Here is a 14,531-nt window from a genome sequence, read left to right as displayed (position 1 = left end):
GGCCCTCTAACACCTTCATTTCACACTCTCACCACCACATGATTGCGGGGGGGGGCTCCCCCGGGCCCCCCCCCCCCCTTCTGCATGCCTGAGGGGGGTGTGTGGCTCGGTTCGCTCCCCACCGGGGTGTGTGGAGACACGGCCCGCCGGTGGCCCGAACGGGCCACCGCCGTTCTGAGTACTGGGGGTGGAGAACTATGAGCGAGGGGGGTGGCTCACTTGCCGAACGGCCAGCTGCCCTGGCCGCCTGCGACGGTGATGCCGGCGGACTGTGCGGCGGTGATGGCGCTGACCGGCAGCACGACGAGCGTGCCGGCGACGGCGGCGGTGGCGATGATCCTGCGAACGATGCTCATGGTGGGATTCCTTAGGGGGTCAGAGGGTCAGCGGATCACTTGCCGAACGGCCAGCTGCCCTGGCCGCCCGCGACGGTGATGCCGGCGGACTGTGCGGCGGTGATGGCGCTGACCGGCAGCACGACGAGCGTGCCTGCAACTGCGGCGGTGGCGATGATCCTGCGAACGATGGTCATGATCCCCGTGGCTCCTCTTGTATCGACTGGCTTCTGACAGAGAAATTAGCCACACTTGACTGACGTGTCAAGTTTTGACAGAGTCTTCCTGAGAATCGAAGATCGGAGGTCGAGTGGACACATCCAGCCCGGTGTTGTTCGGCTCGTTGCTGCGCGAAGCGCGACGGCGGAAGGGGCTATCCCAGGCCGAACTCGGAGGTGACAAGTACTCCGGAAGCTACATCTCTCACATCGAGAGCGGGCGTCGGGTCGCGACCCCTGAGGTGATCGAATTCCTTTCCCGACGGCTGGGAGTGTCTCCGTTGGAGTGGGGAGTCTCACCCGCCGCCGACCCTGCGCAGTTGGTGGTCGGTGACACGATCGAGGATCTTCTGGTCGCCGAGCGGGCCTGGTCGGAGCACGACTGGGCCGCGGCGATCAAGCATTCGAGCCAGGCGGCGGCGATCGCCGAGGCCACCGGAGACGCGGGACGGTTCTGGGAGGCGTCCTATGTTCATGGTCAGGCGCTGTTCTCCTCCGGCGCGTTCGCTGAAGCTGCGGCGCTCGGTGAGATGCTCGCTGAGCACGAGGTCGCACAGAGGTTCGCGGTCGCACGAGCTCAGGCGTTGAGCCTCGCGGCAACGGCTCACCGTGCTTCGGACCATCTGGGATGGGCGGTCGCGTTTGCCGCACGGGCGGTCGAAGCGGCCTCGTCCGCGCCCCCGATCATCCTTGCCGAGGCATTGATGGCCCTTGTCAGCGCCATGTCTGAGGCCGGCAGCACGCACACCGAGACCACGCCCTATCTCGATCGCCTCGGCGAGTTGAGCCCGCGTCTGACTTCTGACCACTCGCGCGGGACGATCGCCTGGACCATGGGTGTCGCCGCCTACATGGCCCACGAGATCGACAAGGGCATCGCTCTCCACGAACATGCACGCCACTGGCTCGACGCCCGAAGGGACTTCCGCCTCTGGTCGCGGTTCCACAGCGTCGCCGCGCGTTGGCGTCTGAATGCGGGAGTGCTTCCCGGCACCGAGGAGTTGATCGCCACGGCCGACGTCGGGTTGAGGATCTTGGGCAACAGTTACGACATCGTGGAGCTGCGGCAGGTGAAGGCCATGTACGCACTGCGCAGGGGCGACCCGCTGGATGCGGCGCGCATCATGTCGGAGGTGTTGGACGATCCGATCCTCGGTGGTGAGCACATGTCGAGAGGTGGGTCCGAGTTGCTGCTCGGGCACGCGTTCAACGATCTCGGCAAGGTTGACGCCGCCAGGGAACGGTACGCCCGCGCGGCACTCCAGTTCGAGGTCGAAGGCAGGCTCAGGGCTGCCGTCAACGCCTGGCGGAGGAGCGTCGGTCAAGAAGTCTCAGAGACTTTCTTGACACAGGGTTGACAAGACCCCGTCAAGTCTGATGGAATCTTCTTGTCGGCGCCCCCCCTAATGCGTCGGATGAGTACACCACTTGGGCCGGTGTTCTGCAGCGTATGGAAACCCCTCCCGTGCCAGCCGCAGACACCGGCCCTGTGGCGTGCAGGGGATGGTCGAGGCCGCCGAGCCGGCCGGTCCCCGTCCCCAACCAGCGAATCCGCCCGGCTGGGAGCCCGTTCCTGGCCCCCCGCATGGACGGCGCGCTCCCTCCGGGCGGATTTGCGAGGTCGCGGGGTCCGAGGTAAGCTTGCGCTTTGCCCATCGCCATCGACGACCCGTGCACTTGACGCGGGCCGTTCTGCGTGCAACGAAACCGGCTGCAGCCGGATTTTTGCGGAAGGACTCCACCTTGGCCGTCTCGCGCACTGCGTCGAAGAACACCAATGTTGTCTCACCCAGCGGTCGGATCTCCTTCGCGAAGATCCACGAACCGCTCGAGGTTCCGAATCTTCTTGATCTCCAGGTCGAGTCCTTCGACTGGCTGATCGGCAACGAGACCTGGCAGGGCCGGGTCGCAGCCGCCCAGGCCGAGGGACGCACCGACATCAACACGAAGTCGGGGCTGGAGGAGATCTTCGAGGAGATCTCCCCGATCGAGGACCTCTCCCAGACCATGTCGCTGTCGTTCCGCGACAACCGGTTCGAGGAGGCCAAGCACACCGTCGAGGAGTGCAAGGACCAGGACTTCACCTACGCGGCGCCGCTGTTCGTCACCGCGGAGTTCATGAACAACGACACCGGCGAGATCAAGAGCCAGACGGTGTTCATGGGCGACTTCCCGCTGATGACCGACAAGGGCACGTTCATCATCAACGGCACCGAGCGGGTCGTCGTCTCCCAGCTGGTCCGGTCCCCGGGCGTGTACTTCGAGCAGACCCCGGACAAGACCTCGGACAAGGACATCTTCACCTGCAAGATGATCCCGTCCCGGGGCGCGTGGCTGGAGTTCGAGATCGACAAGCGCGACATGGTCGGCGTCCGCGTCGACCGCAAGCGCAAGCAGAACGTCACCGTGCTGCTGAAGGCGCTCGGCTGGACGAACGAGCAGATCCTCGAGGAGTTCGGCGAGTTCGAGTCCATGCGGCTCACCCTCGAGAAGGACCACACCGCCAACACCGACGAGGCGCTGCTCGACATCTACCGCAAGCTGCGTCCGGGCGAGCCGCCGACCCGTGAGGCCGCCCAGCAGATGCTGGAGAACTACTACTTCAACCCGAAGCGGTACGACCTGGCGAAGGTCGGCCGGTACAAGATCAACAAGAAGCTCGGCACCGGCCTGCCCTTCGACACGCAGGTGCTGACGATCGAGGACATCGTCGCCGCCATCCGCTACATCGTCATGCTCCACGAGGGCCGGACGGAGTACGAGGGCATGCCCGTCGAGACCGACGACATCGACCACTTCGGCAACCGCCGCCTGCGCACCGTCGGCGAGCTGATCCAGAACCAGCTCCGGATCGGCCTCGGCCGTCTCGAGCGGACGGTTCGCGACCGGATGACCACCCAGGACATCGAGGCGATCACGCCGCAGACCCTGATCAACATCCGTCCGGTCTCCGCCGCGCTGAAGGAGTTCTTCGGCACGTCGCAGCTGTCGCAGTTCATGGACCAGACCAACCCGGTCGCCGGGCTGACCCACAAGCGGCGCCTGTCCGCGCTCGGCCCGGGCGGCCTGTCCCGGGACCGCGCCGGCATGGAGGTGCGCGACGTGCACCACAGCCACTACGGCCGGATGTGCCCGATCGAGACCCCCGAAGGTCCGAACATCGGCCTGATCGGCTCCCTGGCCTCGTTCGCGCGCGTCAACGCGTTCGGGTTCATCGAGACCCCCTACCGCAAGGTCGAGAACGGCTACGTCACCGACCAGATCGACTACCTCACCGCCGACGAGGAGGACCGCTACGTCATCGCCCAGGCCAACGCCAGGGTGGGGGCCGACGGCCACTTCATCGAGGACCGGGTGCTGGTCCGCAAGAAGGACGGCGACGCCGACGAGGTTCCGCAGCTGGAGGTCCAGTACATGGACGTCTCGCCGCGCCAGATGGTGTCGGTGGCGACCGCGCTGATCCCTTTCCTCGAGCACGACGACGCGTCCCGCGCCCTGATGGGTGCGAACATGCAGCGCCAGGCCGTTCCGCTGATCCGGAACGAGGCCCCGTTCGTCGGCACCGGCATGGAGTACCGCGGTGCGGTCGACGCCGGTGACGTCACCGTGGCCAACAAGCCCGGCGTGGTCACCTCGGTGAGCGCCGACATCGTCGACGTCACCAACGACGACGGCACCTACACCAGCTACCGGCTGGACAAGTTCCGTCGCTCGAACCAGGCGACCTGCATCAACCAGCGCCCGCTGGTCGGTGCCGGCGACCGGGTCGAGGTCGGCACGCCGCTGGCCGACGGTGCCTGCACCGATGGTGGCGAGATGGCACTGGGACGCAACCTGCTGGTCGCGTTCATGCCGTGGGAGGGCCACAACTACGAGGACGCGATCATCCTGAGCCAGCGGCTCGTGCAGGACGACGTCCTGACCTCGATCCATATCGAGGAGCACGAGATCGATGCCCGCGACACCAAGCTCGGTGCCGAGGAGATCACCCGTGACATCCCGAACATCGGCGAGGACATGCTCGCCAACCTGGACGAGCGGGGCATCATCCGGATCGGTGCCGAGGTCGGCACCGGCGACATCCTGGTCGGCAAGGTCACGCCCAAGGGCGAGACCGAGCTCACCCCGGAGGAGCGGCTGCTGCGCGCGATCTTCGGCGAGAAGGCCCGTGAGGTCCGCGACACCTCGATGAAGGTCCCGCACGGCGAGACCGGCACCGTGATCGGCGTCCGCGTCTTCGACCGCGAGGAGGACGACGAGCTTCCCCCGGGCGTGAACCAGATGGTCCGCGTCTACGTGGCCCAGAAGCGCAAGATCTCCGACGGTGACAAGCTCGCCGGCCGCCACGGCAACAAGGGCGTCATCTCCAAGATCCTGCCCGTGGAGGACATGCCGTTCCTCGAGGACGGCACCCCGGTGGACATCGTGCTGAACCCGCTCGGCGTCCCGTCCCGGATGAACGTCGGCCAGGTGCTGGAGACCCACCTCGGATGGGTCGCCAAGGCAGGCTGGGATATCAAGGGCGTGCACGAGCCGTGGGCCGACCGGCTGCGCGAGGTGGGACTGGAGCATGTGGACGGCGATGCCCGTCTGGCCACCCCGGTGTTCGACGGCGCCAACGAGGAGGAGATCGCGGGGCTGCTCGAGCACGGGCTGCCGCAGCGCGACGGCCTCCAGCTGGTGGACTCCGGCGGCAAGGCGCAGCTCTTCGACGGCCGCTCCGGCGAGCCGTACCCCGAGCGCGTCGGTGTCGGCTACATCTACATGCTGAAGCTGCACCACCTGGTCGACGACAAGATCCACGCCCGGTCCACCGGCCCGTACTCGATGATCACCCAGCAGCCGCTCGGCGGTAAGGCGCAGTTCGGCGGCCAGCGGTTCGGCGAGATGGAGGTGTGGGCACTGGAGGCGTACGGCGCTGCCTGGGCCCTGCAGGAGCTGCTCACCATCAAGTCCGACGACGTCCCCGGCCGCGTGAAGGTGTACGAGGCCATCGTCAAGGGCGAGAACATCCCCGAGCCCGGCATCCCCGAGTCCTTCAAGGTGCTGGTCAAGGAGATGAAGTCGCTGTGCCTGAACGTGGAGGTCCTCTCCAGCGACGGCACCGTGGTGGAACTGCGTGACTCCGAGGACGACTTCCGCGCGAGCGAGGAGTTCGGCATCGACCTGTCCCGTCGCCCGGGTGCGGACTCCTTCCGCTCGCTCGACGAAGTCTGAGTTTCGACTCAGTCACCAGACAACTCAGACAACACACACGTTTCCTGGCAACAGGAGAAAGAGAAGCAACGTGCTGGACGTGAACTTCTACGACGAGCTGCGCATCGGGCTGGCCACGGCCGACCAGATCCGGGAGTGGTCGCACGGCGAGGTCAAGAAGCCGGAGACGATCAACTACCGGACCCTGAAGCCCGAGCGTGACGGCCTGTTCTGCGAGAAGATCTTCGGCCCGACCCGGGACTGGGAGTGCTACTGCGGCAAGTACAAGCGGGTGCGCTTCAAGGGCATCATCTGCGAGCGCTGTGGCGTCGAGGTGACCCGCTCGAACGTCCGCCGCGAGCGGATGGGCCACATCGAGCTGGCCGCCCCGGTGACCCACATCTGGTACTTCAAGGGTGTGCCGTCCCGGCTGGGCTACCTGCTGGACATCGCGCCGAAGGACCTGGAGAAGGTCATCTACTTCGCCGCGTACATGATCACCGCGGTCGATGTCGACGCCCGTCACCGTGACCTGCCCTCGCTCGAGGCCAAGGTCGAGGTCGAGCGCAAGCAGCTGGAGGCGCGTCGTGACAACGACGTGAACGCCCGGATGCGGAAGATCGAGGAGGACCTCGCCCAGCTGGAGGCCGAGGGCGCCAAGGCCGACATCAAGAAGCGGGTCCGTGAGGGCGGGGAGCGCGAGGTCAAGCAGTTGCGCGACCGCGCGCAGCGCGACCTCGACCGGCTGGAAGCCGTCTGGACGCGGTTCAAGGGCCTGAAGGTCCAGGACCTCGAGGGCGACGAGATCCTCTACCGGGAGATGAAGAACCGGTTCGGCAAGTACTTCGAGGGCTACATGGGGGCCGAGGCGATCAAGAAGCGCCTGGCGACCTTCGACCTGGACGCGGAGGCCGAGAACCTGCGCGAGATCATCCAGACCGGCAAGGGCCAGCGCAAGACCCGTGCCCTGAAGCGGCTGAAGGTGGTGGCGGCGTTCCTGAACACCACCAACTCCCCGCTCGGCATGGTGCTCGACGCCGTCCCGGTGATCCCGCCGGACCTGCGTCCGATGGTGCAGCTGGACGGTGGCCGGTTCGCGACCTCCGATCTGAACGACCTCTACCGCCGCGTGATCAACCGGAACAACCGGCTCAAGCGGCTGCTCGACCTGGGCGCGCCCGAGATCATCGTGAACAACGAGAAGCGGATGCTCCAGGAGGCCGTCGACAGCCTCTTCGACAACGGCCGCCGCGGCCGCCCGGTCACCGGGCCGGGCAACCGTCCGCTGAAGTCGATCTCGGACATGCTGAAGGGCAAGCAGGGCCGGTTCCGCCAGAACCTGCTGGGCAAGCGCGTCGACTACTCCGGCCGTTCGGTCATCGTGGTCGGCCCGCAGCTGAAGCTGCACCAGTGCGGCCTGCCCAAGAACATGGCCCTGGAGCTGTTCAAGCCGTTCGTGATGAAGCGGCTCGACGACCTGAACCTGGCGCAGAACATCAAGAGCGCCAAGCGGATGGTCGAGCGGCAGCGTCCGGTCGTGTGGGACGTGCTGGAAGAGGTCATCGCCGAGCACCCGGTGCTGCTGAACCGTGCACCGACGCTGCACCGGCTGGGCATCCAGGCGTTCGAGCCGCAGCTGATCGAGGGCAAGGCCATCCAGCTGCACCCGCTCGTCTGCACGGCGTTCAACGCCGACTTCGACGGTGACCAGATGGCCGTGCACCTGCCGCTGAGCGCGGAGGCGCAGGCCGAGGCCCGGATCCTGATGCTGTCGACCAACAACATCCTCAAGCCCGCGGACGGCCGTCCGGTGACCCTGCCCACGCAGGACATGATCATCGGCCACTACTTCCTCACCCTCGAGCAGGCCGGCAAGGTCGGCGAGGGACGGGCGTTCTCCTCGATCGCGGAGGCCTACATGGCCTTCGACCGGGGCGAGCTGGCCATCGGCGCGCGTTGCCGGATCCGCCTGGAGGGCATCGTCCCGCCGGAGGGTGCCGAGCTTCGGGCCGACGGCAGTGTGCTGCTGGAGACGACGCTGGGTCGCGCCCTGTTCAACGAGGCGCTGCCGGCGGACTACCCGTACGTGAACGAGGAGGTCGGCAAGAAGAAGCTGGGCCAGATCGTCAACGACCTGGCCGAGCGCTACCCGAAGGTCGACGTGGCGGTCACCCTCGACCGGCTGAAGGCCCTCGGCTTCAAGTGGGCCACCCGTTCGGGTGTGACGGTGTCGATCGCCGATGTGCAGACCCCGCCGTCCAAGCCGGAGATCCTCGCCGGCTACGACGCCAGGGCCAACAAGATCACCAAGCAGTACGAGCGTGGCAAGGTGACCGAGGAGGAGCGGCACCAGGAGCTGATCCAGCTGTGGACCGACGCCACCGCGGAGCTCACCGCGGCGATGGAGGCGAACTTCACCAAGGACAACCCCATCTTCATGATGGTGCACTCCGGCGCCCGAGGGAACATGACCCAGATGCGCCAGATCGCCGCCATGCGAGGCCTGGTGGCCAACCCGAAGGGCGAGATCATCGCCCGGCCGATCAAGTCGAACTTCCGTGAGGGCCTGTCCGTGCTGGAGTACTTCATCTCCACCCACGGTGGCCGGAAGGGCCAGGCCGACACGGCGCTGCGCACCGCCGACTCCGGCTACCTCACCCGGCGACTGGTCGACGTCTCCCAGGACGTGATCATCCGCGAGGAGGACTGCCAGACCGACCGTGGGCTGACCAAGGCGATCGCCGCGGAAGGACGGGGAGGCAAGCTGGTCGCGGCCCGCAACGTCGAGACCGCCGTCTACGCCCGCACCCTGGCCACCGACGTGGTGACGCCGGAGGGCAAGGTGCTGCTGAAGGCCGGGGTCGACCTGGGCGATGTGAACATCAAGAAGCTGCTGAAGAACGGCATCACGGAGGTGAAGGTCCGCTCGGTCCTCACCTGTGAGGCCGCGACCGGCACCTGCGCGATGTGCTACGGCCGTTCGCTGGCCACCGGCAAGCTCGTCGACGTCGGCGAGGCGGTGGGCATCGTGGCCGCGCAGTCGATCGGCGAGCCCGGCACCCAGCTGACGATGCGGACCTTCCACACCGGTGGTGTGGCCGGTGACGACATCACGCAGGGCCTGCCTCGCGTGGTCGAGCTCTTCGAGGCCCGCCAGCCCAAGGGCAAGGCTCCGATCGCCGAGGCGGCCGGTCGCGTCCGGATCGAGGAGGGCGAGCGGCTGCGCAAGCTGGTCATCGTCCGCGACGACGGCGAGGCCGACCTGGAGTACCCGCTGCCGCGGCGCGTCCGCCTGGAGTGGGAGGACGCCGCGGGCGTGCGCCACTTCGTCGGCGAGGGCGACCACGTCGTGGCCGGCCAGCAGCTCTACGCCGGTACCCCCGACCCGCAGGACGTGCTCCGCGTCTCCGGCCTCCGGAAGGTGCAGGAGCACTTGGTGGAGGAGGTGCAGGCCGTGTACCGGACGCAGGGCGCCCCGATCCACGACAAGCACATCGAGATCATCATCCGGCAGATGCTCCGCCGGATCACGGTGATCGAGTCGGGTGACACCTCGATGCTGCCGGGCGAGCTCGTCGACCGGAAGCTGTTCGAGGCGGAGAACCGCCAGATGGTCACCGAGGGCAGGACGCCCGCGCAGGGCCGTCCGGTGCTGATGGGGATCACCAAGGCGTCGCTGGCGACCGAGTCGTGGCTGTCCGCGGCTTCGTTCCAGGAGACCACCAAGGTGCTCACCGACGCGGCGATCCACGCCAAGTCCGACTCCCTGGTCGGTCTCAAGGAGAACGTCATCCTGGGCAAGCTGATCCCGGCCGGTACCGGCCTGGATCGGTACCGGAACATCCGGGTGGAGCCCACCGCGGAGGCCCGGGCCGCCGCGTACGACCTCTCCTACGACCCCTACGACTACGACCTCAGCGTCGGCGGTCCCTCGGTCGGCCTGGACGAGTACGACACCGGCGAGCTGCGCTGAGCCATGCGCATCGTCGCCGCGTCCGACCATGCCGGAGTGGAACTCCGCCACGAGATGGCCGATGAGGCCCGGTTGCTGGGACACGAGGTCACCGACCTCGGCCCGGCGCCGGGCGAGGCCGTCGACTATCCGGTGAACGGGGCCCGGGTCGGACGTCTGGTCGCCGCGGGGGAGTACGACCTCGGCCTGCTCGTGTGCGGGACCGGGGTCGGCATCTCGATCGCGGCGAACAAGGTCCACGGCATCCGTGCCGTGGTCTGCTCGGAGCCGTTCTCGGCGGAGCTGTCGCGCCGGCACAACGACTCCAACGTGCTCGCCGTCGGTGCCCGCGTGGTCGGTCCGGGCCTGGCCCGGATGATCACCAGGGCATGGCTGACGGCCGAGTTCGAGGGAGGCCGGCACGCGCGCCGCGTCCAGCTCATCAGCGACCTCGACGCCGAACGCGAGGCCGACGTTTTGACCCCGGACAGGGCCGTGAAGTAGCCTTGACCGTTGTGTTCGGGCGACCGAACCATGCGTGCGTGCGCCGCGTCCGGCCCCTTGGCTGGTGGCGCTCGGCGCGCGCCACACAAACCACGCAAGGAAAGAGATACCAGCCGGTGCCCACTATCCAGCAGTTGGTCCGCAAGGGCCGCACGGACAAGGTCAGCAAGAACAAGACGCCTGCGCTGAAGGGTTCGCCCCAGCGTCGCGGCGTCTGCACCCGCGTGTACACCACCACCCCGAAGAAGCCGAACTCGGCGCTGCGCAAGGTCGCCCGCGTCCGGCTGTCCTCCGGCGTGGAGGTCACCGCGTACATCCCGGGTGTCGGCCACAACCTGCAGGAGCACTCGATGGTGCTGGTCCGCGGTGGCCGTGTGAAGGACCTCCCGGGCGTCCGGTACAAGATCATCCGCGGTTCCCTGGACACCCAGGGCGTCAAGAACCGCAAGCAGGCCCGTAGCCGCTACGGCGCGAAGAAGGAGAAGTAATGCCTCGCAAGGGTCCCGCCCCGAAGCGTCCTGTCGTCGTCGACCCGGTCTACGGCTCGCCGCTGGTCTCCCAGCTGGTCAGCAAGATCCTGCTCGACGGCAAGAAGACCACCGCGCAGAGCATCGTCTACGACGCCCTCGAGGGCACCCGCGCCAAGACGGGCGTCGACCCGGTGCAGACGCTGAAGAAGGCTCTGGACAACATCCGTCCGGCGCTGGAGGTGAAGAGCCGTCGCGTGGGCGGTGCCACCTACCAGGTGCCGGTCGAGGTGAAGCCGGGCCGCGCGAACACCCTCGCCCTGCGCTGGCTGGTCAGCTTCTCCCGGCAGCGTCGCGAGAAGACCATGACCGAGCGCCTGATGAACGAGCTGCTGGACGCGTCCAACGGTCTCGGCGCTTCGGTGAAGCGCCGCGAGGACACCCACAAGATGGCCGAGGCGAACCGTGCGTTCGCCCACTACCGCTGGTGACCGACACCCGCGCATGAACCCCATCAGGGCACGGCAGACACCCGCCGTGCCCTGAACCCTGAGCAAGGCAGAGACGAAGAACGGAAGGTTGAGCCCGACGTGGCGATTGACGTGAAGCAGGACCTCTCCCGGGTCCGCAACATCGGCATCATGGCGCACATCGATGCCGGCAAGACGACGACCACCGAGCGGATCCTGTTCTACACCGGCATCAACTACAAGATCGGCGAGGTGCACGACGGCGCCGCGACGATGGACTGGATGGAGCAGGAGCAGGAGCGCGGCATCACGATCACGTCCGCCGCGACGACCTGCTTCTGGAAGGACAACCAGATCAACATCATCGACACCCCCGGGCACGTCGACTTCACCATCGAGGTCGAGCGCTCGCTGCGGGTGCTGGACGGGGCGGTCTGCGTGTTCGACGGTGTGGCCGGTGTCGAGCCCCAGTCGCAGACGGTGTGGCGTCAGGCGACGCGCTACGGCGTGCCGCGGATCTGCTACGTCAACAAGCTGGACCGCACCGGCGCGTCCTTCGACTACTGCGTGAAGACGATCCGTGAGCGCCTGAACGCGATCGCGGCCGTCCTGCAGCTGCCGATCGGCGCCGAGGCGAAGTTCACCGGTGTCGTCGACCTGGTCGGGATGCGGGCCCTGATGTGGCACGGCGAGACCAAGATCGGCGAGGACTACACCGTCGAGGAGATCCCGGCCGACATGACCGAGGCGGCCGCCGAGGCCCGCGAGGCTCTGATCCACGTGCTGGCCGACCACGACGACGAGTTCGCCGAGGCATGGCTGGAGGCCGAGGAGACCGGCGAGGAGCTCACGGTCGCCCAGATCAAGGCCGCCGTGCGGCGCGCCGTGATCGCGAACAAGATCACCGCGGTGGTCTGCGGCTCGTCCTTCAAGAACAAGGGCGTTCAGCCGATGCTGGACGCGACCATCGACTACCTGCCCTCCCCGCTGGACATCCCGGCGATCGAGGGCTTCAAGCCGGGCCACCCGGAGGAGGTCATCGAGCGGCACACGTCCAACGACGAGCCGCTGGCGATGCTGGCCTTCAAGATCGCGGCCGACCCGCACCTGGGCAAGTTGACCTACATCCGGATCTACTCCGGCGTGCTCAAGACCGGCCAGCAGGTGCTGAACTCGACCAAGAGCCGCAAGGAGCGGATCGGCAAGATCTACCAGATGCACTCCAACAAGCGTCAGGAGATCGAGCAGATCGGCGCCGGCATGATCGTCGCGGTGATGGGCCTGAAGGACACCACCACCGGTGAGACCCTGTGCGATCCGGCCAACCCGGTCGTGCTGGAGTCGATGGACTTCCCGGCCCCGGTGATCGAGCAGGCCATCGAGCCCAAGACCAAGTCCGACCAGGAGAAGCTGTCCATCGCGATCCAGCGCCTGGCGGAGGAGGACCCGACGTTCCGCGTCCACACCGACGAGGAGACCGGTCAGACCATCATCGCCGGCATGGGCGAGCTCCATTTGGAAGTGATGATCGACCGGATGAAGCGGGAGTTCAAGGTCGAGGCGAACATCGGCAAGCCGCAGGTGGCCTACCGCGAGACCCTCCGCCGCCCGGTGGAGAAGGTCGAGTACACCCACAAGAAGCAGTCGGGTGGTTCGGGCCAGTACGGCAAGGTGATCATCTCGCTGGAGCCGCAGGAGGCGGGCGCGGGCTACGAGTTCGTCAACGCCGTCACCGGCGGTCGCATCCCGCGCGAGTACATCCCGGCCGTCGACCAGGGCATCAAGGAGGCGATGGCCTTCGGTCCGCTGGCCGGCTACCCGGTCGAGGACATCAAGGTGACGCTGCTCGACGGCGCGTACCACGACGTCGACTCCTCCGAGCTCGCGTTCAAGATCGCCGGCTCGATGGTCTTCAAGGAGGCCGCCCGCAAGGCCGACCCGGCCCTGCTCGAGCCGCTGATGGCGGTCGAGGTGACCACCCCGGAGGACTACCTGGGCACGGTGATCGGCGACATCAACAGCCGTCGTGGCCACGTGCAGTCCATGACCGAGGCCCACGGCAACCAGGTCGTCAAGGCGCTGGTGCCGCTGAGCGAGATGTTCGGCTACGTCGGCGACCTGCGGTCCAAGACGTCCGGGCAGGCGTCCTACTCGATGGAATTCGACTCCTACGGCGAGGTTCCCAAGTCCGTGGCGGACGAGATCATCGCGAAGGGACGAGGCGGCGCCTGAGTTTGACTCAGGAACCGGCGTAGAGAAAACTTGGCATGGTTCGCGCCCTGCGCGAGCCGTGACCATGCAGTCAACAAACCAGTAACGCCCCGCGAGCCCGCGTGGCGGCTATCCGAAAGAGGAGCCCAAGTGGCAAAGGCCAAGTTCGAGCGGACCAAGCCGCACTGTAACATCGGCACCATCGGGCACATCGACCACGGCAAGACCACGCTCACCGCGGCGATTACGAAGGTGCTCCACGACAAGTACCCCGAGCTCAACGCGGTGTCGGCGTTCGACCAGATCGACAAGGCGCCGGAAGAGCGCCAGCGCGGCATCACCATCTCGATCGCGCACGTCGAGTACCAGACCGAGAAGCGTCACTACGCTCACGTCGACTGCCCCGGTCACGCTGACTACGTGAAGAACATGATCACCGGCGCTGCCCAGATGGACGGTGCGATCCTCGTGGTCGCCGCCACCGACGGCCCGATGCCGCAGACGCGCGAGCACGTCCTGCTGGCTCGCCAGGTCGGCGTGCCGGCGATCGTCGTCGCGCTGAACAAGTGCGACATGGTCGACGACGAGGAGCTCATCGAGCTCGTCGAGCTGGAGGTCCGCGAGCTGCTGAGCGCGCAGGAGTTCGACGGCGACAACGCCCCGATCGTCCGCGTCGCCGCGTTCCCGGCCATGCAGGGTGACGCCAAGTGGAGCGAGTCGATCCTCGAGCTGATGGACGCGGTGGACGAGTACATCCCGCAGCCGGAGCGCGAGACCGACAAGCCGTTCCTGATGCCGATCGAGGATGTCTTCACGATCACCGGCCGCGGCACCGTCGTGACCGGCCGGATCGAGCGCGGCATCGTCAAGACCGGCGAGACCGTCGACATCATCGGCATCCACGACAAGAAGCAGACCACCACCATCACCGGTGTGGAGATGTTCCGCAAGATCCTCGACGAGGGCCGCGCGGGCGAGAACGTCGGCCTGCTGCTGCGTGGCACGAAGAAGGACGATGTCGAGCGCGGCATGGTCGTCATCAAGCCGGGTTCGACCACCCCGCACACCGACTTCGACGCCAACGTCTACGTGCTGACCAAGGAGGAGGGTGGCCGTCACAAGCCGTTCTTCTCCAACTACAGCCCGCAGTTCTACTTCCGCACCACCGACGTGACCGG

10 protein-coding genes are annotated in these 14,531 nt (G+C 67.0%); 8 read left to right on the top strand and 2 right to left on the bottom strand.

Annotated features, from left to right (window positions below):
• Positions 1–215 precede the first annotated feature (215 nt).
• A complete protein-coding gene (locus tag QM633_RS08240; RefSeq protein WP_415153263.1) occupies positions 216–356 on the bottom strand; it encodes a hypothetical protein in 141 nt (46 codons plus the stop codon).
• A 35-nt stretch (positions 357–391) separates the two neighbouring features.
• Entirely contained in the window at positions 392–532 is a 141-nt protein-coding gene (locus QM633_RS08235) for a hypothetical protein (RefSeq protein WP_415153262.1), read from the bottom strand.
• A 113-nt stretch (positions 533–645) separates the two neighbouring features.
• On the opposite strand from QM633_RS08235, the gene QM633_RS08230 reads away from it, so the two are divergent.
• The 8 genes from QM633_RS08230 to tuf all read left to right on the top strand — a co-directional run.
• Complete coding sequence (locus QM633_RS08230) at positions 646–1,911, top strand: helix-turn-helix domain-containing protein (protein WP_415153261.1); 1,266 nt, start codon at positions 646–648, stop codon at positions 1,909–1,911.
• 385 nt (positions 1,912–2,296) lie between these two features.
• Positions 2,297–5,770 carry a DNA-directed RNA polymerase subunit beta gene (gene rpoB / locus QM633_RS08225; RefSeq protein WP_415153260.1) on the top strand — a complete coding sequence of 1,158 codons (3,474 nt, stop codon included), beginning with the start codon at positions 2,297–2,299 and terminating at the stop codon, positions 5,768–5,770.
• Between the two features lie 70 nt (positions 5,771–5,840).
• On the top strand, positions 5,841–9,722 hold the full coding sequence (locus QM633_RS08220) for a DNA-directed RNA polymerase subunit beta' (protein ID WP_415153259.1): 3,882 nt from the start codon (positions 5,841–5,843) through the stop codon (positions 9,720–9,722).
• A 3-nt stretch (positions 9,723–9,725) separates the two neighbouring features.
• Positions 9,726–10,205, top strand: coding sequence for a ribose 5-phosphate isomerase B (rpiB, locus tag QM633_RS08215; RefSeq protein WP_415153258.1), 480 nt, complete (start codon positions 9,726–9,728; stop codon positions 10,203–10,205).
• Between the two features lie 116 nt (positions 10,206–10,321).
• Positions 10,322–10,693, top strand: coding sequence for a 30S ribosomal protein S12 (gene rpsL / locus QM633_RS08210; protein ID WP_020488528.1), 372 nt, complete (start codon positions 10,322–10,324; stop codon positions 10,691–10,693).
• A complete protein-coding gene (rpsG, locus tag QM633_RS08205) occupies positions 10,693–11,163 on the top strand; it encodes a 30S ribosomal protein S7 (protein ID WP_415153257.1) in 471 nt (156 codons plus the stop codon). Before rpsL ends, rpsG begins: the two co-directional genes overlap by 1 nt.
• 150 nt (positions 11,164–11,313) lie before the next feature.
• Positions 11,314–13,374 (top strand): elongation factor G, encoded by a 2,061-nt coding sequence (gene fusA, locus QM633_RS08200; protein ID WP_415153264.1) that lies wholly within the window; start codon positions 11,314–11,316, stop codon positions 13,372–13,374.
• Between the two features lie 129 nt (positions 13,375–13,503).
• Positions 13,504–14,531 (top strand): elongation factor Tu (tuf, locus tag QM633_RS08195; protein WP_415153256.1); only part of this gene is annotated, 1,028 nt, incomplete at its 3' end.

The sequence above is a fragment of the Propionicimonas sp. genome (genome assembly GCF_047606205.1).
Taxonomy (GTDB): domain Bacteria; phylum Actinomycetota; class Actinomycetes; order Propionibacteriales; family Propionibacteriaceae; genus Propionicimonas.
Note: the sequence above shows the minus strand (reverse complement) of the source record. Positions and strands in the feature narration are given on the sequence as shown.

Bases quoted from the DNA above. Each gene is read 5' to 3' on its own strand.
- QM633_RS08240 (WP_415153263.1), bottom strand. From the start codon at position 356: ATGAGCATCGTTCGCAGGATCATCGCCACCGCCGCCGTCGCCGGCACG.
- QM633_RS08235 (WP_415153262.1), bottom strand. From the start codon at position 532: ATGACCATCGTTCGCAGGATCATCGCCACCGCCGCAGTTGCAGGCACG.
- rpiB (WP_415153258.1), top strand. From the start codon at position 9,726: ATGCGCATCGTCGCCGCGTCCGACCATGCCGGAGTGGAACTCCGCCAC.
- fusA (WP_415153264.1), top strand. From the start codon at position 11,314: ATGGCGCACATCGATGCCGGCAAGACGACGACCACCGAGCGGATCCTG.
- rpsG (WP_415153257.1), top strand. From the start codon at position 10,693: ATGCCTCGCAAGGGTCCCGCCCCGAAGCGTCCTGTCGTCGTCGACCCG.